Annotated in this window: 18 protein-coding genes; 8 read left to right on the top strand and 10 right to left on the bottom strand. The window is 35.5% G+C overall.

What is annotated here, in order from left to right; translation table 11 throughout:
• Positions 1–78 precede the first annotated feature (78 nt).
• The 5 genes from ACKU4N_RS17000 to ACKU4N_RS16980 all read left to right on the top strand — a co-directional run bounded on the left by ACKU4N_RS17000 (position 79) and on the right by ACKU4N_RS16980 (position 3,973).
• Complete coding sequence (locus ACKU4N_RS17000) at positions 79–1,047, top strand: M23 family metallopeptidase (protein WP_321318372.1); 969 nt, start codon at positions 79–81, stop codon at positions 1,045–1,047.
• A 150-nt stretch (positions 1,048–1,197) separates the two neighbouring features.
• Positions 1,198–1,533: a MerR family transcriptional regulator gene (locus tag ACKU4N_RS16995; protein WP_321318371.1), complete on the top strand. Its 336-nt coding sequence runs from the start codon at positions 1,198–1,200 to the stop codon at positions 1,531–1,533.
• Positions 1,534–1,552: 19 nt separating this feature from the next.
• Positions 1,553–2,647 carry a Nif3-like dinuclear metal center hexameric protein gene (locus tag ACKU4N_RS16990; protein ID WP_321318369.1) on the top strand — a complete coding sequence of 365 codons (1,095 nt, stop codon included), beginning with the start codon at positions 1,553–1,555 and terminating at the stop codon, positions 2,645–2,647.
• A gap of 5 nt (positions 2,648–2,652) precedes the next feature.
• Entirely contained in the window at positions 2,653–3,489 is an 837-nt protein-coding gene (locus ACKU4N_RS16985) for a zinc ribbon domain-containing protein (RefSeq protein ID WP_321318367.1), read from the top strand.
• A gap of 160 nt (positions 3,490–3,649) precedes the next feature.
• Positions 3,650–3,973 carry a thioredoxin family protein gene (locus tag ACKU4N_RS16980; protein ID WP_321318366.1) on the top strand — a complete coding sequence of 108 codons (324 nt, stop codon included), beginning with the start codon at positions 3,650–3,652 and terminating at the stop codon, positions 3,971–3,973.
• A gap of 40 nt (positions 3,974–4,013) precedes the next feature.
• On the opposite strand, the gene ACKU4N_RS16975 is transcribed toward ACKU4N_RS16980, so the two are convergent.
• The 4 genes from ACKU4N_RS16975 to porU all read right to left on the bottom strand — a co-directional run bounded on the left by ACKU4N_RS16975 (position 4,014) and on the right by porU (position 10,032).
• Positions 4,014–4,373 carry a CoA-binding protein gene (locus tag ACKU4N_RS16975; RefSeq protein ID WP_321318364.1) on the bottom strand — a complete coding sequence of 120 codons (360 nt, stop codon included), beginning with the start codon at positions 4,371–4,373 and terminating at the stop codon, positions 4,014–4,016.
• A gap of 165 nt (positions 4,374–4,538) precedes the next feature.
• The gene (ispF, locus tag ACKU4N_RS16970; RefSeq protein WP_321318362.1) at positions 4,539–5,015 is read right to left on the bottom strand and encodes a 2-C-methyl-D-erythritol 2,4-cyclodiphosphate synthase; all 477 of its coding nucleotides are present in this window, start codon (positions 5,013–5,015) and stop codon (positions 4,539–4,541) included.
• Positions 5,016–6,194 (bottom strand): type IX secretion system outer membrane channel protein PorV, encoded by a 1,179-nt coding sequence (porV, locus tag ACKU4N_RS16965; protein ID WP_321318361.1) that lies wholly within the window; start codon positions 6,192–6,194, stop codon positions 5,016–5,018.
• Between the two features lie 58 nt (positions 6,195–6,252).
• On the bottom strand, positions 6,253–10,032 hold the full coding sequence (gene porU, locus ACKU4N_RS16960) for a type IX secretion system sortase PorU (RefSeq protein WP_321318360.1): 3,780 nt from the start codon (positions 10,030–10,032) through the stop codon (positions 6,253–6,255).
• A 361-nt stretch (positions 10,033–10,393) separates the two neighbouring features.
• On the opposite strand from porU, the gene gldJ reads away from it, so the two are divergent.
• The 3 genes from gldJ to sugE all read left to right on the top strand — a co-directional run bounded on the left by gldJ (position 10,394) and on the right by sugE (position 13,635).
• Positions 10,394–11,917 (top strand): gliding motility lipoprotein GldJ, encoded by a 1,524-nt coding sequence (gene gldJ / locus ACKU4N_RS16955; protein WP_321318359.1) that lies wholly within the window; start codon positions 10,394–10,396, stop codon positions 11,915–11,917.
• 99 nt (positions 11,918–12,016) lie between these two features.
• Positions 12,017–13,306 carry a UDP-N-acetylmuramoyl-tripeptide--D-alanyl-D-alanine ligase gene (gene murF, locus ACKU4N_RS16950; RefSeq protein WP_321318358.1) on the top strand — a complete coding sequence of 430 codons (1,290 nt, stop codon included), beginning with the start codon at positions 12,017–12,019 and terminating at the stop codon, positions 13,304–13,306.
• An 8-nt stretch (positions 13,307–13,314) separates the two neighbouring features.
• Positions 13,315–13,635: a quaternary ammonium compound efflux SMR transporter SugE gene (sugE, locus tag ACKU4N_RS16945; protein WP_407937254.1), complete on the top strand. Its 321-nt coding sequence runs from the start codon at positions 13,315–13,317 to the stop codon at positions 13,633–13,635.
• A 16-nt stretch (positions 13,636–13,651) separates the two neighbouring features.
• Here the strand turns inward: sugE and ACKU4N_RS16940 are convergent, their stop codons facing one another.
• The 6 genes from ACKU4N_RS16940 to ACKU4N_RS16915 form a co-directional block, all read right to left on the bottom strand.
• Positions 13,652–14,674, bottom strand: coding sequence for a glycosyltransferase family 2 protein (locus ACKU4N_RS16940; protein WP_321318356.1), 1,023 nt, complete (start codon positions 14,672–14,674; stop codon positions 13,652–13,654).
• A gap of 33 nt (positions 14,675–14,707) precedes the next feature.
• Complete coding sequence (locus ACKU4N_RS16935; protein WP_321322751.1) at positions 14,708–15,595, bottom strand: lysophospholipid acyltransferase family protein; 888 nt, start codon at positions 15,593–15,595, stop codon at positions 14,708–14,710.
• Positions 15,596–15,640: 45 nt separating this feature from the next.
• Positions 15,641–16,441, bottom strand: a complete 801-nt coding sequence (locus ACKU4N_RS16930; RefSeq protein WP_321318355.1) for an inositol monophosphatase family protein — start codon at positions 16,439–16,441, stop codon at positions 15,641–15,643.
• A gap of 11 nt (positions 16,442–16,452) precedes the next feature.
• Positions 16,453–17,787 carry a tRNA (N(6)-L-threonylcarbamoyladenosine(37)-C(2))-methylthiotransferase MtaB gene (mtaB, locus tag ACKU4N_RS16925; RefSeq protein ID WP_321318354.1) on the bottom strand — a complete coding sequence of 445 codons (1,335 nt, stop codon included), beginning with the start codon at positions 17,785–17,787 and terminating at the stop codon, positions 16,453–16,455.
• Between the two features lie 126 nt (positions 17,788–17,913).
• Positions 17,914–18,819 carry a Ppx/GppA phosphatase family protein gene (locus ACKU4N_RS16920; protein WP_321318353.1) on the bottom strand — a complete coding sequence of 302 codons (906 nt, stop codon included), beginning with the start codon at positions 18,817–18,819 and terminating at the stop codon, positions 17,914–17,916.
• A 147-nt stretch (positions 18,820–18,966) separates the two neighbouring features.
• On the bottom strand, positions 18,967–20,298 hold the full coding sequence (locus ACKU4N_RS16915; protein WP_321318352.1) for a PhoH family protein: 1,332 nt from the start codon (positions 20,296–20,298) through the stop codon (positions 18,967–18,969).
• Positions 20,299–20,353 lie beyond the last annotated feature (55 nt).

The following is a 20,353-nucleotide window of genomic DNA, read 5'->3' as shown; positions in this document are numbered from 1 at the left end:
GATTATTTCCTTAATTTTGTTAGCTATGGAGGAAAAAAGTTTGGGCTTTTTTCTGTAAAATAAATCTAAAATTATTACATGGCGAAGACTAAGTATCAGTTTAACCCAGAGTCTATTAGTTACGAAAAAGTAGAGGCCAATTTTAAGACGAAAATAATTAACGTTCTTAAGCACATGGCTTCAAGTTCAGTCCTTGCCATTGTAATGGTTGTGGTATTGTTCTATTTTTTCGGATCCCCAAAAGAGAGATCTCTCATTCGTGAAAATCAGCAATTAGTTGCACAATACACTCGTCTTAATTCTGAATTGGTAAAACTTCAAAACGTTTTAACGGATCTGGAGCAACGGGATGATAATATTTATCGTGTAATTTTTGAGGCTGAACCGATTCATTCAAATATTCGAAAAGCCGGGTATGGAGGTGTAAACCGGTACAGTAATTTGGAGAATCTGGAAAATTCAGAATTGGTTATTTCTACCAATAAAAAGATCGATCGTATTGCCAAATCGATGTATGTTCAGACCAAATCTTACGATGACGTTGAAGTAATGGTAAAGAACAAGTTTAAAATGCTTGCATCTATTCCTGCTATTATGCCTATTGCCATAAAAGATTTTGGAAGAATTTCATCAGGTTACGGATGGAGGATTCATCCAATTTATAAAACCCGTAAATTCCATGATGGAATGGATTTTAATGGAACCATTGGAACGCCAATATATGCAACTGGTGATGGTGTGGTTGTATATAAGAACACGGAAAGGGGATATGGAAAGAAGGTTGTTATTGACCATGGCTTTGGATATAAAACGGTATATGCTCATCTTGACGGGTATAATGTTAAAAAGGGGCAAAAAGTAAGACGTGGTGAAGTTATTGCCTTCCTTGGGAATACTGGTTCATCAACAGGACCCCACATCCATTATGAAGTAAGGAAGAATAATAAGACGATAGATCCGATCAACTATTATTTTAATGATTTAACAGCCGATGAGTATGATAGTATGGTTGCTTACGCGGCCAACACTGGTCAAACAATGGATTAGTTCTATCGAAAGAAAATAGGAAAGCATAAAAAAGTGGCACGGAAAATATTATTTCGTGCCATTTTATTTGTTACTTTAGATAATAAATTGTCCCAATCGGTTCATTTCTATACAATTTATTTGGCTTGTGAAATTTAAATCGTAACATCGGTGCCTTACAAAGAAAAAAAAATCGAAAAACTATATTATGCCATTGGCGAAGTAGCTGATATGTTTCAGGTAAATACCTCTTTGATTCGATTTTGGGAAAAGGAATTTGATATTATAAAACCTAAAAAGAATAAGAAGGGAAATCGGTTTTTTACACGTGTGGATATTGAAAATTTTCATTTGATATTTCATTTAGTAAAAGAAAGAGGGATGACTCTTAAAGGAGCTCAGCTTAAGTTGAAAGAAAATAAGGAAGATACTGAGAATAATTTCGCTGTTGTTACCCGTTTACAGGAAATTAAAGGTCTTCTTCTTGAGATTAAGGACGAATTGTAATTAGTAAATTTCATTAAAATTGAAAGTAAGAGATATTGTTTCATCTATCGAGGAGATGGCTCCTTTGACTTATCAGGAATCGTATGATAATTCAGGCTTGCTGGTTGGTAGTTATGATTCAGATGTTACCGGTGTTCTTATTTGTTTGGATGTTGTAGAAAGTGTAGTTGAAGAGGCTATTAGGAAAGGAGTAAATTTAATTATTGCTCATCATCCTATCGTTTTTAAAGGGTTAAAACGCTTTAATGGGAGTAATTATGTCGAAAGAACAGTAATTCTTGCCATTCAAAATAATATTTCTATTTATGCTGCCCACACCAATTTAGATTCGGTGAAAGGTGGTGTCAGCGATCGAATTTGCGATTTAATCGGACTTCAAAACAGGAGGATTTTATCTCCGGTAAACGAAGATCTGTTTAAGTTGGTAACATTTGTACCAAATAAGTTTGCTCAAAAAATTAGAGATGCTTTGTTCGAGGCGGGAGCCGGAAGCATAGGCAATTATGATTCTTGCAGTTACACTGTTGAAGGAACAGGTAGCTTTAGAGGCGGTGAGAATACAGATCCGTTTGTGGGTGAAAAAGGGAAAGTGCATTTAGAACCTGAAGTTCGTATCGAAACTATTTTCCCAAAGCATTTAAAGAGAAAAATATGTTCGGCACTTCTAAAAAATCATCCTTACGAAGAAGTTGCTTTTGATATTTATCAACTCGAAAATGATAACAAGCAGGTAGGATTGGGCATGATTGGAGAACTTGCAGTACCCGAAGAGCCACTTTTCTTCTTAAGTAGGATAAAGGAAATATTCGGATCGGCATGCGTAAAACACACTCAGATTAGTAAGAGAAAAATTAAAACCGTTGCAGTATGTGGTGGGAGTGGAAGCTCATTGTTACATAAGGCTATCAACCAGAAAGCGGATGTTTTTGTGTCAGGAGATTTTAAATATCATGAGTTTTTTGATGCCGAAGGCAGAATAATAATTGCCGATATAGGACATTACGAAAGTGAACAATTTACAAGAGATATTTTTTATGAGATTGTTACAAAAAAATTCCCTAACTTTGCGGTTTATATTTCAGAGATAAATTCGAATCCAATAAATTATTTGTAAAACATATGACTACACAAGATCCAAAGGCTTCAGATTTTAAGGATATTTCAGTAGAAGATAAATTGCGCACAATGTACGAAATGCAATGTGTTGATTCTGAAGTAGACCAGATTAGAACGCTAAGGGGAGAGCTTCCGTTAGAAGTTCAGGATTTGGAAGATGAAATCGCAGGTCTTGATACTAGGATTGCCAACCTAAATAATGAGGTAAAAGATTTAGTTGAAACTGTTGCGAAGAAAAAACAAGAAATTAAAGAAGCAGGATTACTTATTAAAAAGTATGAAGCTCAACAAATGAATGTTCGTAACAATCGTGAATTTGATTCTATTTCAAAAGAAATTGAATTTCAAAATTTAGAAATTGAATTGTGCGAAAAGAGAATTAAAGAATTTACTTCGGAAATTGCGGCTAAAAAAGCTGTAATTGAAAACTCAGATAAAGTTTTTGCTGAGAAGAAAGCTGATTTAGAAGGCAAAAAAAGTGAGCTTGATGCAATTGTATCAGAAACTCAAATTGAAGAAGAAAAATTGGTTGCTTCTTCTGCTTTGTATCGAAAAAAAATAGAGCCAAGATTGCTTACAGCTTATGCACGAATTCGTTCAAATGCAAGAAATGGTCTTGCTGTTGTAACTGTTGAACGTGATGCATGTGGTGGTTGTTTTAATAAGATTCCACCTCAGCGTCAAATGGATATCCGTTCTCGTAAAAAGATTATCGTTTGTGAATATTGCGGACGTATTTTGGTAGATCGTTTTATTGTTGATTATGACAATAGCATGGAGGAAGCAGAGAAAGCAGAACAAGCTGAAAAGCCAAAAAGAAGAACTCGTAAAAAAGAATAGTACAATTCTTAATATCATAACAAAAGCTGTTTCATTTTTTTGAAACAGCTTTTTTTGATGTGAATATTTTTGTTGAAGTTGTACGAATTGTCTGCATCCTAAGAAATCTTCCCCGTGTTTTTATTAATTTTGGTATCTATCTTAAAACGGAACTTGCGTTATGAACTTATCACTGACTGAATTGGAAACGCTAAAACAGAAAAAGGAATCATTTTACATTTACTTTTCGGCGCCTTTTTGTGGAGTATGCGAGGTATTATCACCTAAACTTAAATGCATGATGCAGGAACAGTTTCCAAAATTGAAAGCTTTTCATGTTGATAATTTACAACAACCTGAGATTGCAGCACAATTAGGCTTATACACCAATCCTAGTTTATTGGTGTATCTGGATGGAAAAGAAGTTTTACGTCGAAGTCGATCAATAGGAGTATCTCAAGTTGAAGAGGAGATCAGACGTCCTTATCTGCTCCTTTTTAATTAGAGACGCCAAAGTATAGCGTCTCTTTACATCAATTATTCGGTTAATAAACTCCAGTGCGAAGCATTACCAGAGGACAGGCTTCTTCTGTTTCTATGCCTAAGGCATTTGCTTTGCGGTAAAATTCCGGATTTTCTGTTCCCGGAGGGAATAGAATTCTTTCAGGTTTTAAACCTATTATGTAATCGTAATAAGTTTCTTGATTTTTTGGAGAAAGATAAACAGCAACCGTTTCAACTTTTTTTTCATACGGACGACCTACATTAATTTCAACGTCGGCAATTTTGCCTTCTTTGTTTCCAACAGCAATGGTCTCGATATCATGCTCACGCAGCAAACGCACACATTGATTTGAATATCTTTCCTCGTTTAAGCTGGCACCAATAACAACTGTTTTTCTCATTGTGGAGTGGTTTAAGTATTTATATATCTATATACAACAAATATAGTAAAATGGAGAAATTATCAAAGAGGAGTAAGCGATAAGATAGATTTTATTTTATGTGAAAAAACCTTCCTGAAATTATTTCATGGAAGGTTTTTAACTAATTAAAACTACTGAGTATACCTATTTTTGGATTAAAACTGTGGCATAAGCGGCAATGCCGTCTTCAGTACCGATAAAACCCAATTTTTCTGTTGTTGTTGCTTTTATTGCTAAATCTTCCAAATCAATCTCCATTACATCCGAAAGTACTTTTTGCATTTCAGGAATGATGGGTTTAATTTTGGGTTGTTGCAGTGCTATTGTTGCATCAATATTTCCAATTGAAAATCCCTTCTGGGCAATTAGCTTAACCGTTTTTTTCAAAAGTATTTTACTGTCAATGTTCTTAAAGTCACTGGATGTATCCGGAAAATGATATCCAATATCACGCAGGTTGGCAGCACCAAGCAGAGCGTCACAAATAGCATGAATCAATACATCTCCATCCGAATGGGCAACGCACCCCTTACTATGAGTTAATTTTATTCCCCCCAGCCAAAATTCTTCTCCTTCGGCTAATTGATGAACGTCGTACCCAAATCCTACTCTAATTTTCATTTATTTAATAATTTTATCAATATTAGCTGTAAGGGTAAAACGTAAAGTGTTTTTTAACGGATTATTTTGTGTTGAAGGAATCAAGTAAGAGAAGTCCAAATCAAACATGTTTAGTTTTACTCCCAATCCGGCAGTGAAATATTTTCTGTTTCCTTTTTCTTCGTGTTCGTAATAGTAACCTGTGCGCAATGCAAATTGTTTTTGATACCAATATTCAAGACCAAGCGACCATGTAATTTCTTTAAATTCCTCACTCATTCCTCCTGGAGCATCAGAAAAAGATCCGAAAATGCCGCTCATGACCGATTTGTTGGATGATTGCCCGCCAACTATAACAGTTCCGTTATCTTCACCATCTTGAAGAGAGCCATTAGCAGGAGTTGGAACTAATAATTTATTGAAATCGGCAGCAATAGTTAATGAATTGTAATTATCCAATTCAAATTTAAGAGCAGACCCAAATCTCAGGTTTGTAGGAATAAACTCCTTCTCATCGTCTGTTGTATAACTGATTTTTGAACCGATGTTTGAAATATTAAGCCCCCAAGACCAAAGTATTTCTTTTCGGTTTCTTTTAAATTCTTTTTGGTAGTAAACCGAAATATCCGTGGCGAAAGCATTGCCGGCTTGCGTTTCGACTCCTGCAACATATTGAGCTTGTGTAAGATCTGAACGGATGTATCTGAATGCAATAGCTCCTGATAAATTATCGGTTAATCTTCTTGAGTAGGCAATGTCAAAAGCCCATTCATTTGGGTTTCTTGAGACCGGTGTTGCCTGTTCGCTTTCCAAAAAGATGATTTCTCCTAAAGTAAAATATCGAAGAGAGGAAGCAATAACTTGATTTTTATCCAGACGATAGTATCCGGTTAAATAAGCAAGGCTCATATCATCAACTAAATCTCTTAACCAAGGAGTGTAAGATGCTGCAACTCCGTAGTTGCCTTCAATCTGGGCAAATTTGGCAGGATTCCAATGCATCGAGTTAGCATCAGGCGATGTAGCCACACCAACATCACCCATCGCACCTGCACGGGAATCGGGAGTAATTGTTAAGAAGGGAACAGCTGTTGAAATGTAATTAGCTCCCGATGTTGAGGTTTGCGCCCAACTTGTTTCCATGTTTGAGAATAGCAAAATGGATAAAAGACTTGTGATTAGAGTTAGTCTGTAATTCATAATAATTTAATATAATGGTCTGCAAATATATTCAATAAACTGTTAAATCTGGTTTTTATTATTTTAGGATTACTAATTTTTGAAATTTATTCACAACTTTTCCATCATCGGCTCTAACTTTTACACGATAGAAGTAAACTCCACGACCAATGGAATTGCCAAAATCGTCTTTTCCATCCCACTGAATAGGACCAACACGATTTGCGGTTGAATTTATTGTGGTTTCAATAGTCTTAATTAATTTTCCTGATATGGTGAGTATTTGAATTAAAACATCAAGATTTCTGGAGGCTTGATTGTGTTCAAAATAAAAACCAGTACTCGTTGTAAAAGGGTTTGGATAATTTAGTACGTGCTTTAAAATAAGATCGGCATTATCAGCAACAATAAAATCAATCATATTTTCTGATGAATTATTTGCGTTGTCCCAAACTTTAATCTGAATTTCATGTTCGCCTGTTTCTAAATCTAAAAGACGGTAACTTATTTTTCCTTTTTGATAATTATCCAGGTCTGACTCATAGGAATCGTTAAGTTTATATGGCTGATCTGTTTTTTGATCGAGAATGGCAATAATATCATGCCCAATGGAATTCCCAACGGTATTTATCCCGCTGGAATCCTGAACGATTGCTAATAAAAGAGGGGATGAGCTTGTCAGACCGCCTGAAGTAAATTGTTCGTCGTCCATATAAAGTTCAATTTCAGGACCAATTTTATCTTCATCCGCATTTGGATTTGTACCTCCCACCACAATACGATTGGAGTATCCTGCTGCATCTGAATTCATGCTGTTTGCATAGTAGGAGATTTTCCCATTTCCATATTGGTAGTTAATATCTTTAGGTACGAGAAAGTTAAAATTGAAATTTCCATCGGTAACACTGGCTTTTCCTTTGAAAAGGACACTGTTTTGAGTTGTGTATTCAAATGGTTCGCCATCATTTCCGCGTGTCGATTTCGTTGTTGCTTTATCGTATATTGTTGGATAAACAGTTCCTGAAAAATCATTTAAAATTTCACCGGTATTTGCAATTATATCACCGGAAATATGAACCTTACTTAATGCTTTTAAGGTATCTGTTGCTTGGCTGATGTCTACATCATTTATTTGAATGGTTCTGGCTGTATATTTAGGATAATTTAATGTCAGAGCCGGATCACCTAGAAGTGTGAAATTCCTTTTATTGATTCCAGATCCGGTTTCATTTTTCGTTTTTCTCATAATGTCTCCCAGCCGAAGATGCTTACCTTCAGAATTCATGTCAAATACGTGATGATAAAAATTTTGATTCAAACTGAAATTTGGTGATGAAAATACCAGTCGGGTTGTCGTAAATAAACCGATGCCTCCGCCGTTGCCGCGAAGAAGAATCATTTCGCCTGAAGAGAGTTTTTTGTAATTATCAAAACGACTAAATTCACAGGTAGCAGTCATGAATAGAGGAAGTTTTGTCGGATTTTTCCAACTTAGAATATCGTCGAGCATTAGAATGTGTTCATGTGCCAGTCCGTTCTCATTTCCATGCCCGGTATAGTTCATAAGCAGGCTTCCTTTGTTTATGCTTTCGCCGATTGCCAGATTGACATCAGGATATTCCTGTCCGGCAGAACTTGTTATTTGTTCATAATCATCAAGGAAAATTCTTTGTATTTTAAATTGAGGATAGTCAGTTTCTACCTGCACAGCTAATTTATTGGCATCCCTCATGTGCGTATTATTGTCTTCATCGTCCCCAATAAAACAAATCATGCTTCTCCAATCACCCCATTCTGAATTGTTGTAGTTTAAAATTTTACTGGTAACAATTTGTGCTTCTTCGGCTGTGTTTACAGGGAAACGCCCAATGCCTATATCTACCATACCAGTTGCCTCGCCTTCATCATCATCAAGCAGTCCGAAGAAATCATCGGTAACAAAAGATTGAGTTGGACTTAAAGAATTTTCTGATTGATAGGTAAGAACCTGGTTTGTATTGTTTTCGCGGTCAGATTTATTATCAAATGAGCCATCACCAAATAGTAAAAGGTATTTTGGCATATCTAATTCACTTGTTGATCGGTCGTAAAACATTTTTACGAAATTTCGAATGGCACTAACATCTGAAGAACCAGATGAGAATTCATTGTAGATTTCCTCCGGATCAATAATACTTACTTTTAAATTGTCTTTGGTTCTGTGAAAATCGGCTATTTGAACCGCATAAGATAAAAATTTGGGAGGACTCAGGATAATCATATCTGTTTGAGCCAAAGCATGCAAATTTTGATTTTTAACCGATCCAATATTAATTGGTGTTGGGAAATAACCATTGTGGTCAAAGGCAACATATTCTTTTAAAGAACTGGCATCTGCAATAAAAGATGTTTTATTGTTACTGTAATTAGCAGATATAATTTTTGCAGATTGAGGAGAGGTGACATCCCAAATTTGAATTTTGTCATTTGTATTTTGAAGAGAAAATAATGCATTGTTGCCTGCACCAATGGTTTTTGAATCCCTAAATGCCATTTGATTGTTGGTGAAAATCAAATTTCGTCTGACATTTACCCGAAGAAAGTTTAACCATCCTTTCGACGAAGGAGAGCTTTTTGCATAATCCAGGCTCAATTCGAAATTAGCCGAGGAAGGAGTGAAATTTATAAATTTCTTTTCGATACTTGATGCATAACTGGCTGTATAGCTTCCCGTATTAACCGATGGAATTTCTACTTCTCCAATTGAATTCGTTCCGGAAAGCAGGCTGAATTTTGTTGCGGAAGATGATCTGGCCACCAAATTTGTACTAATTGAAAGAGGTTCGCTTGTTTTTAGGTTTGGGAATGAAAAATTGAAAGAATAATTTGTTGTAACATCAAAAGTATTTCCGAGCCAAAGTCTGCCACTCTCCAAAAGATTAATATTGTCTTGATCAAATACAGCGTAATCATCAAATCCGGTAACATTTATATTTGATGAAGGTAAGGATGTTGCCGATTGAATGAGAGTCGGACTTCCCATGTCGGAGCTAAGAAAATAATGTGAAAATTTGGAATACAAATGATTTTCATGAACGAATTCCCCGGCAGTTTTATCAAATCTCCACGATCTTGGTCCTTTGGCATAAAAGAGGATGAAATCACCTGAATTAAAAATGCCATCACTTCCTTTATCCATGTAAATGGGATTGTTTGGCAAATCATCCAGGCTATCTTCGTTGTTCATCTTTGGAAGCATTCCACCTCCAGAACCATAGATCCGGATATTTTCAGGATTGGAAATACCCATTTCGATTAATTGGGAATAGGTAATCTTATGCACAGCAGTGGTGTCAATTGCAATTTTCACCCATTTTCCGGATTGAAGAACAGAGCTGTTGACGTAAGATTTGCTTTGCTTTGTTGATTTAATCTGACTTTTTTTCTGAAATTTCAGTGAGAATCGAATCAATTTTTCGAGTTGGCCTGTTAAAGGATTCTTCCGTATGGGCGTAAATTTAACTTGTTGGTAATTTTGTTTTCGAATAACAACTGTGTTAATTGAAGGTTTTATTGTGTTGGGGATTGTTTTATTTCGTAAAATCTGCCTTTCAGCGGAACTTAATAATTTAAATTCCGTATCAAGTAACTCAACTGTGAATAAATCGTTGGTTGAACCTGTTAATTGAAGGTATGAATATTCTGGCAACCAAAAGTTGTTCGCATCTAAAGAAGCTCCTGTAAAAGTTAGGGTGTTAATTTTTTCTCCTGTGGGATAGGCAATTAAACTTTCTGTCCAATCCAAATTAATTGGAGTTGTAGTTTGTGAAAATGAACTAACACTTATAATGGAGAAAAGTAATATTATCAGATAGCGCATAAATTATTACAGGTATTTTACATCTAGATTAAACAAATTGGCAATTTGTGAGAATTTCGGGTATGCAAAATAAGCAAAACTTAAGACAAAGTCGAGAAAAGATATTAAGATAAAGGGAAGACTTTTCTTTGGGATCAAAGCGTATGTTTTTTTAAATTTGTTTTGTATCAGACAGTTAGGTTAATAGAGATGTTCAAGTGCTTATTCTGTATGTGATCAATGATTTTTTTGAACTGAATTATTCGTTTTAAATGTTAAATGATTTTGTAAAAAAGTAAAATTAAATACAATAAACTCTGTACTCTTTTAGTTATATTTGTTGAGTTAAGTATTTTTTGAGATAAACTACATTCAATCTATTATGAAATTAAAATCGAGCATTATTCTCTTTGTTTTTGCAATTTCACTGATGATATTACCATCATGTTCGAAAGTGAAAAATCTTGTAGGAAAGGGAGAAAAATCTAAAACCACAGGTTGGGCTTATAACGAGCCTGAGAATGGAGGTTTTGAATATCATAGCGGTTTTCAGCAAGAAACTGGTCCTGGTCTGAAATTTATTCAGGGTGGTACATTTACTATGGGAAGAACACAACAGGACGTGATGTATGATTGGAACAATGTTCCAAGAAGAGTTACAGTTCCTTCTTTTTATATTGATGAGACAGAGGTTCGAAATGTTGATTATTTAGAGTACTTACATTGGATTAAGAGAGTATTTGTTTCTTACCCAGAGGTTTACAGAAAGGCATTACCCGATACTTTAGTTTGGCGTGATGAACTTGCTTACAACGAGCCTTACGTAAATAATTACCTTCGTCATCCAGCTTATGGAGAATATCCTGTAGTTGGGGTAAGTTGGGAACAAGCAGTTGATTTTTGCGAATGGCGTACCGATCGTGTAAATGAAAGAATTCTTATTGATAAAGGAATTTTGAATAATGATCCTACTCAACGGGATGAAAATAATTTCAATACTGAAGCTTATTTGGCTGGGCAGTACGAAGGTGCTGTGAATAAGAATCTTACGGATTTAAATCCGGATAACGAAGAAAGATCGGTTCGATGGAGTGACGGTATGTTGCTTCCTAAATATCGTCTTCCTTCCGAAGCAGAGTGGGAATATGCTGCGGCTGCTTTAATTGGAAATTCACAGGATGAAAGAATTACTGACCGTAAAATTTTCCCATGGAACGGGCATTGGGTTAGAAATGATCAGAAAAAAGATCGCGGTCAGATGATGGCTAACTTTGCACGTGGACGTGGTGATTACATGGGAACAGCTGGAGCATTAAATGATGCAGGTGATATTACGGTTCCTGTAAATTCATTCTGGCCTAACGATTTTGGATTGTACTGTATGGCAGGTAATGTAAGCGAATGGGTTGCTGATGTTTATCGTCCTATGTCGCCTGAAGATATTTCGGAATTTAATCCTTACAGAGGAAATGTTTTTAAAACTGCTGTTAGAGATGAAGAAGGAAATATTGCAGAGAAAGATAGCTTAGGAAGAATTCGTTACAGAAATCAGAAAGATGAGGAGTTGGTAGGCCGTGAGAATTACAAAACTGCGGATAATAGAAATTATCGGGATGGTGATGTTGAATCAAGTATCGTTTCAGATTATACATGGAATAATCCGGAACATCAGGCTGCAGGTTCTAGTCGTATGTATGTTCAGGGCAGAGGTCAGAACGGAAGCGATTTTAGTTCTATGATAACTGATGATTCCCGGGTATACAAAGGAGGTTCATGGAAAGATCGTGCTTACTGGATGTCACCGGGTTCGCGTCGCTTTTTAAATCAGAAAGAAGCGCGTGACGATATTGGATTCCGATGTGCAATGACTCATGTAGGACATCCTGCAAATAAAAAGACAAAGTAGTTAAATCTTAAATATTTTTAAACCCCATCTTGAAAGGATGGGGTTTTTTGTTGGAAATTGCTAATTTCGTTTGTCGAACCAAATCTGAAAAAGAATACAATGCAATTGTCAAATATTTACCTTCTTTTTAAGGAACATCCAATAGTCGTAACAGATACCAGAAAGATTGTTCCCAATTCAATTTTCTTTGCTTTGAAAGGCGATAATTTCAATGGGAATCAATTTGCCATGTCTGCAATTGAAAAAGGTTGTGAGTATGCAATTGTTGATGAAAAGGAATATGCAGTTGATAATCGTTTTGTTTTGGTTGAAGATGTATTGGCGATACTTCAGGATTTAGCCAGAGAGCACAGAAGGCAACTAAACATTCCGATTCTTGCTATTACAGGAACCAATGGGAAAACGACAACGAAGGAATTGATTCATGAGGTTTTGCGGCGAAAGTTTAGAACGGTTGCTACAATTGGAAATCTTAATAATCATATTGGTGTTCCGTTAACTCTTCTTTCTATGAATGAGGAAACTGAATTTGGAATCGTTGAAATGGGAGCCAATCATCCGGGAGAGATTCAGCAGTTGTGCGAAATTGCTGAGCCTGATTATGGAATCATAACAAATGTTGGAAAAGCGCATCTGGAAGGATTTGGTTCATTTGAAGGTGTTATAGCAACAAAAAAAGAGTTGTATGATTTCATTTTTAAGAATGGAGGAAAGGTGTTTATTAATGCTGATAACGATTACCTGACTGAAATGTTGAATGCTCAGGAATCCATTAGTTATGGAAATTCGGAGAATGCATTTTCCAAGGCAAAATTTATACAGGCTGAACCATATCTGGTTTTAGAAATTAGATCAGCAATTGGGAAATTGTATATAAAAACAAAACTGATTGGTGCTTATAATTTTGAAAATGCTTTGGCTGCGGTAACAGTAGGACGATATTTTAAAATCAATGAAATTGAGATAAAAGACGCACTGGAAAAGTATGTTCCCAGTAACAATAGATCGCAATTGAAGAAAACCGAGAAAAATGTATTGTTTCTGGATGCATATAATGCGAATCCAACAAGTATGAAGGCTGCTGTTGAGAATTTTGCAGGTATGATGAGAAAAAATAAAGTCATTATTCTTGGTGATATGTTGGAACTGGGTTCTGATGCCCGTAAAGAACATTTGGATTTATTACAGTTGATTCAAGATCGGCAATTGCAATCCGTATTTTTAGTTGGTGAGATTTTTACAGAAGTGAATTCTAATAAGCAGTTCAAAACATTTAAGAACACTGCGGAATTAATTTTGGAGCTTGAGAAGACTGAACTGCTAAACCAGTATATTCTAATTAAAGGATCAAGAGGAATTCGTTTGGAGCAGGTAATTGAAAAATTGTAAGTATGGCTATCGCGTGGGTTTATTTGATTATTGCAGGATTGTTTGAAGCTGTTTGGGCTATCGGATTGAAATATGCTGAAGGATTTACTAAGTTTTGGCCTAGTGTGATTACGATTGTTGCAATGGCAATAAGTCTGTATTTTCTTGCTTTGGCGATAAAAACCTTGCCTTTAGGCACAGCTTATGCCGTATGGACAGGAATAGGAGCATTTTCGACCGCAATTTTGGGAATTGTACTGTTCAGCGAGCCAATTCATTTCTCAAGAATATTCTTTTTACTTTTACTTATGGTTTCAATTATTGGTCTTAAATTCACTGCGGCCAACTAATTAATAATCCTTAATTTTAGAAAGTAATGTTGGAGAAGTGCTTTTTCTTTCTTACGTAAAAATCAAAAATAATACTGTTTTTATACATTTCCCTGTGATCTGTTTTAGTGATAAAGGGAATCATCTTTTTGCGTTTTTCTCTCATTTTTGAGAACATGGAATAGTAGGAGAGATGAGCTTTAAAAACAGCACCAAAATTTGAAAATTCGCCACTCAAAAGAAATTTCATTGCTGCGACACCATCCAATATCATTCTTTGCAGGAGAATGGAACAGAATTTATTTTTAGGAAGATTTTTATGCAACATGAATAGGTTGTTGCGGAAATTTAAATAGAGTTTCCTTGAGCTGTGGTTTGGTAAGGTGGCTCCTCCAACATGATAAACTGTTGATTTTGGTTCTGCGATTATCCGGTATCCCTGATTTTTTATTCTCCAACACAAATCAATTTCTTCCATGTGAGCAAAAAAGTCACCATCCAATCCGCCTGTTTTTTTGTAAACGTCAGCACGAATGAAGAGAGAGGCGCCACTAGCCCAGAAAATATCAAGTTCTGAGTTGTATTGATTGTGATCGCTTTCGATTTGATCCAGTATTCTTCCACGGCAAAAAGGATAGCCTAAATAGTCAATAAAACCACCTGACGCGCCAGCGTATTCAAATTCCGTTTTATTGTGATAAGCTTTAATTTTGGGTTGTGCAGCCGCAATGCCTGGATCTTTTTCCAGATGATTGTAAATCGGGTCAAGCCAATTTTCTGTAACTTCAACATCCGAATTTAAAAGAACGAAATAGCTGTGTGAGAGTTGCTCCAATGCTTTGTTGTAACCATCAGCAAATCCGTAATTCTTATCCAGTTGAATAACCTGAATGTCAGGGTATTCTTTTTTTAAAAATGCTATGGAATCATCACTGGATGCGTTATCTGCAATAATAACATCGGCCCATTCACGTTTTGAGTGAGCAACAACAGATGGAAGGAATGTTTCTAATAATTTTTTCCCGTTCCAGTTTAGTATTACGATTCCAATTCTATTCATTTTCTTTTAACTGATGTATTACAATATAATTACTTATTGTGAGTCTTGTTTTGTGTGTTTCCATCTTTTATGAGACCATAACCAGTATGCTGGCTCCTCTTTGATTATATCTTCTAACACGCGCGTATGTTTTTCCGTGATTTCAAACTCAGCCGTATCTTTAGGATTATCAAAAAGAGGAATAAAATGTACTTCGTAATATCCCCTTTTTACTTTCTTCATATGAACAAAAATTATTGGCTGGTCAAGTTTTTTTGCGATACGTTCAGTTCCCAGCAAAACAGGAGTATCCTGATTGAGAAATTTTGTCCAGTAGTTGAGGTTGTTTTTGTTTGGTGTTTGATCACCAATAAAAACCGTAACCGTAAACTTATTTTGATTCCGGTAAGAAATCATGGTTCGCAAAGTATCATCTTTAGCTAATGGTCTGGCTCCAAAACGTTCTCTTATCTGTAAAAACATTTTATCAAAAACTTTATTGTGAAGGGGTTTGTAGATGGGCAGATAGTATGCATCTTTCCATAATGAAAATGATGTCAGCCACTCCCAATTTCCATAGTGCCCAAATACGGTTATAATACTTTTACCAGAGGCTTTGTACCGGTCAAAAATATCTGGGTTGTGAAATTTACAGCGTTTTCTAATTTCTTCTTCACTAATTGTCCAAAGTTTTATGGTTTCAATAAATGTATCGCAGAAATGACTGTAAAATTCTTTTCGTATTGCCTTGATTTCTTTTTCAGATTTTTCAGGAAAAGAGTTTTTAAGATTCGAGGTAATAACTTTTTTTCGATATCTAAAAACGTAGCAAACAAAAAGAAATACAATGTCTGAAAAGAAGTAAAGTATTGGAAATGGCAAGTAACTTATTAGTCTTACCACACCATATACCATATAGGATAGAAGTTTTATCATTGTAATGAAGTGTGTTTTTATGATTTGCTGAAGCCGGAAAATGCAATAAGTTTATTTTATCATGTGTTTAGTCACAACACTTTTAAACTCATCATGAACCATTGTATTGCTGGCAATAATTTCTTTTCCAAAGATGAAATTCTTACCTCCTTTAAAATCGCAGACCTTACCGCCGGCTTGCCTTACTATAAATGAACCGGCAGCAACATCCCAAGCCTGAAGATTATATTCGTAAAAAGCTTCGAATCTACCACAAGCAACATAAGCTAAGTCGGTTGCTGCAGAACCGGGGCGGCGAACGCCGTGAGAATTAATAATAAAGTATTCCAAAGAAGCCATAAATGTTTTCAATTGGTCGTAATCGTAGTAGGGAAAACCTGTTGCAATTAAGCTGGAATTTATCGAATCGGCCTTTGATACGGTAATTGTTTTGCCATTTAAGTATGCTCCTGATGCTCCTTTCCACGAATAAAAGCATTCGTCAAGGCTAATTTCATAGATCACTCCCAATACAATTTCGTCGTATTCTTGTAGTGCAATACTAACAGCAAAAGGCGATAATCCATGAATGTAATTTGTTGTTCCGTCAAGCGGATCAATAATCCAATTGTAACGTTCTGCGCGATAGGTTTCAGTGCCTTCTTCTGCAATAAAACCTGCATCAGAAAGAATTAGTTTCAATTCTGCAACAATTTTTTCTTCCGCAGTTTTATCAACATAGGTTACAAAATCGTGTATACCTTTTACTTCTATAACATCAGATTTAATCTTGCTTTGCTGTTCTTTTATGAAAAGACCAACTTTTCGGGCTATATCATTCGTTTTAAAACAAAGTTCTTTAAGATTGATCATGTTTTTATCATTTATTGCAAAATGGGTTTTAGGTTGAATCGTATTTTGTCAATTACAGAACCTGAAACATTGCCATTCGGATTTATCTCCTGCAAGGTAACAAATGTTAGTTCGTTGCTAAGGTTTTGGTTGTACGGAATTTCGATTTTAATGTAATTTTTAGTGAATCCATACATCTTACCATGATCATTAAAGGATTCGAACAAGACTTCTTCTGTTTTGCCTAAGTTTTCCTGATAAAATGCATTTAATTTTTTTTCGGAAAGGTTTTGCAGCATTTTAGCTCTTCTTTTTCTTTCAGGAATAGGAACAACCTCTTTAATTTCGAGAGCTTTAGTGCCTTGTCTTTCAGAGTAAGGGAATACGTGTAGTTGGCTGATGGCTAATTGCTTAATGAATAAATAGGCATCTTCGAAATCTTGATCACTTTCGCCACGACTTCCGGCAATTACATCAACACCAATAAAGGCATCAGGAAGTAAAGATTTAATTTTTTCAATACGCTGGGCAAATAATTCTCTATCGTATCTTCTCTTCATAAGTTTTAAAACTTTGTTGGAACCAGCTTGAAGAGGAAGGTGAAAATGATTAACAAACTTTTCAGATTGAGCAACAAATTCAATGATCTCGTTGCTTAGAAGGTTGGGTTCAATGGATGAGATCCGAAAACGGCTAATTCCTTTCACTTTTTCAAGCTCTTTAATTAAATCCAGAAATGTTTCGTTTGTACTTTTCCCAAAATCACCAATATTTACTCCTGTTAAGATAATTTCTTTAGCACCTTGCCTGGCAACTTCTTCTGCTTGTTTTACCGTTTCTTTAATGCTCACGTTACGACTATTGCCTCTGGCAAATGGGATGGTACAATAGGTGCAGTAATAGTTGCACCCATCCTGAATTTTAAGAAAGCAACGGGTTCGATCTCCCATTGAATAGGATGAATGAAAATCTTTAACCGACTCTACTTCGCATGGGTGCAATTCTCCGGTGCCTTTTTTCTCAAGATGATCGATGTATTTGTGGATATTGAATTTCTCATTAGCACCTAAAACGAGATCAACTCCTGGAATCGCGATAATTTCATCAGGTTTAAGTTGAGCGTAGCATCCAATTACGGCAATAAATGCATTGGCATTGGTCTTAATTACTTTTTTAATGGCTTGTCTGCATTTTTTGTCAGCCTGATCTGTAACAGAACAAGTATTAATAATATAAATATCAGCTTTCTCCGTATGCTTGATTGTTTCGAAGCCCATTTCTTTGAATGAACGGCCAATTGTGGAGGTTTCCGAAAAATTAAGTTTGCATCCTAATGTGTAGAATGCTACTTTTTTACCTTGTAACATAGTTTCTTCCCTTCTTGCTGATATGCAGCTTGAGCTAAAATAAATGAACTATCTCAAATTAAATTCGAAATAGTTCAAAATATAGAAATGATTCAAAGTGCAAATTTAGGAAAAAGAATTACTTTTTTAGTCCAACACAAGACTGTTGGAAATATATTCTTTATACAACTGATGTACAATACCATCGGTAACTCCAATTTTGGGTACGTGTATTTTATCTGCATTCGCCCATTCCATAATACTTAGGAAAATTGTTGAAGCAGGAATGATAACATCAGCCCGGTCAGGATTCATGTCAAAGTTGATCATTAATTCCTGATAACTATATTGTTTAAGGTCGTAGTAAATGCTTTTAAACTCTTGGTATGTTATGAATTTTTCTTTTTTTGGTGTTGCGAGTTTAACCAATCTGTTGATGTTGCCACCTGATCCGATAAGTTCAATGTTTTCGCAGTTAGGGCATACATCCAATAAACACTCTTTTATACGAACAAATTCATCTTTAGGGACACAATCCCGGAGAATTTTAATGGTTCCCACATTAAATGATGCGGAGAATTTACAAATCCCTTTTGAAAAAAGAGTTAGTTCGGTACTACCACCACCAACATCAACATATAAATAATCTTTGCTTGGGTCGAGAGTATCTGCAATTTTATTATCAAAAATAATGCTGGCTTCCTCTTTTCCATTGATAACATCAATTTTTATACCTGATTCATTTTCTATTCGTTGAATGATTTCAGAACCGTTAACAGCCTCCCTCATTGCTGATGTTGCACAAGCGCGATAGTTCACAACCTCATGAACGTCCATAAGGTTGCGAAATGCTTTCATGCTTTTAATTAATTTCTCGGCTTTATCTGCAGAGATAATCTTATCAATAAAAGTGTCAGTTCCCAGACGAATTGGAACCCTTACCAGTGATGATTTCTTAAAGTGAGCATTACCGCCTTCTTCAAGCACATTCATAAACAATAACCGGATGGCATTTGATCCGATATCTATGGCGGCAAATTTCATTATTTTCATAAAGAGTATATTTAGTTTTTCAGTGAGTGAAAATATGTCATGGTAATAAAAAATTGATTCAATTTAATGTAATACCTTTTTACGATCAAATGTACATATTCAGTAATATAATTTAAATGAAATTTCCCAGTAATGCAATAAATAGATTTATAGAAGGTGGCTAGCAAGTTCTGCCAGGTGACTTCTTTCCCCTTTTACCAGGTTGACATGAGCAAATATATCCTGTCCTTGCATCCTGTCCGAAAGGTATGCTAAGCCATTCGATTTCTTGTCCAGATAAGGAGAATCTATTTGTTCAATATCTCCTGTGAAAATCATTTTAGTACCTTCGCCTGCACGTGTAATTATTGTTTTAATTTCATGAGGAGTAAGATTTTGAGCTTCATCAACAATGAAGAATGTATTTGAAAGACTTCTTCCTCTGATGTATGCTAATGGAGTAATCTGTAATCTTTCATCTCTGAGCAGTTCGTCAATTTTGAGATACTCTTTACTATGGACGTTAAATTTATGCTTAATTACGCTTAGGTTATCGAAAAGAGGTTGCATGTAAGGGCCTATTTTTTCTTTGGCATCTCCTGGTAAGTAACCAAGGTCTTTATTGGCCAAAGCAACAATTGGTCTGGCAAGAAAAATTTGATCGTACATATCGATTTGCTGAAGTGCTGTTGCCAAAGCAACTAATGTTTTCCCAGTTCCAGCTCGTCCGGTTAAAGCGACCAAGGATATTTTTGGATCCATGAGGGCATGCATGGAAAAAGTCTGTTCTGCGTTTCTGGGATAAATTCCGTAGGCATTTGGTTTTTCAACCCGGGATATAATTTTTTCAACTGGATCGAAATGTGCAAGTGCACTTGAGGAATTGTTTTTTAAAATAAAATATTCATGACCTTTAATCGGTTTTTTAAGTCCAAATTCTTTTTCAGGAATTCCTTCGTTTGATTTATATAGAAAAGTAATCTTTTCATCATCAAAATCTTCAAGTGTTGTAATTCCCAAGCTAATTACGTCATCAAGATCCTTAACCTGATCGTTTTTATAATCTTCTGCAGGAATACCTAAAGATTTTGCTTTCATCCTAAGGTTGATGTCCTTGGAAATTAGAATGACCTTTTTTTTGCCGCGGTGATTGTGTAAATACTCTGCTATAGCTAGAATTCTGTGGTCAGGGATGTTTTCATGAAACGAACTTTTCATTTGCGGAGAAAATTCTTTTCCCGTTTCAACGGATAATTTTCCTAAATTTTTTCCTAGCGGAACACCGGCAGTAAAGAGCAGGTCTCCTGAGATCCGGTCTAATTCTCTGCTGAATTCACGTGCATGGTAATTAATCTGATCATTCCCTTTTTTAAATTTATCCAGTTCCTCAAGAACGGTTATGGGAATTACAACGTCATTTTCTTCAAAATTGTAAATAGAATTAAAATCGTGAAGAATAACATTTGTATCAAGAACGAAAACCTTTTTGAATTTTGCCATAATAAATGGTGTTAGAGGTTAATTTCGACAGGCGTATAGAGCCAGACTTTATTTT

Origin of the sequence: Labilibaculum sp., assembly GCF_963664555.1 — a bacterium.
Lineage (GTDB): Bacteria > Bacteroidota > Bacteroidia > Bacteroidales > Marinifilaceae > Labilibaculum.
Note: the sequence above shows the minus strand (reverse complement) of the source record. Positions and strands in the feature narration are given on the sequence as shown.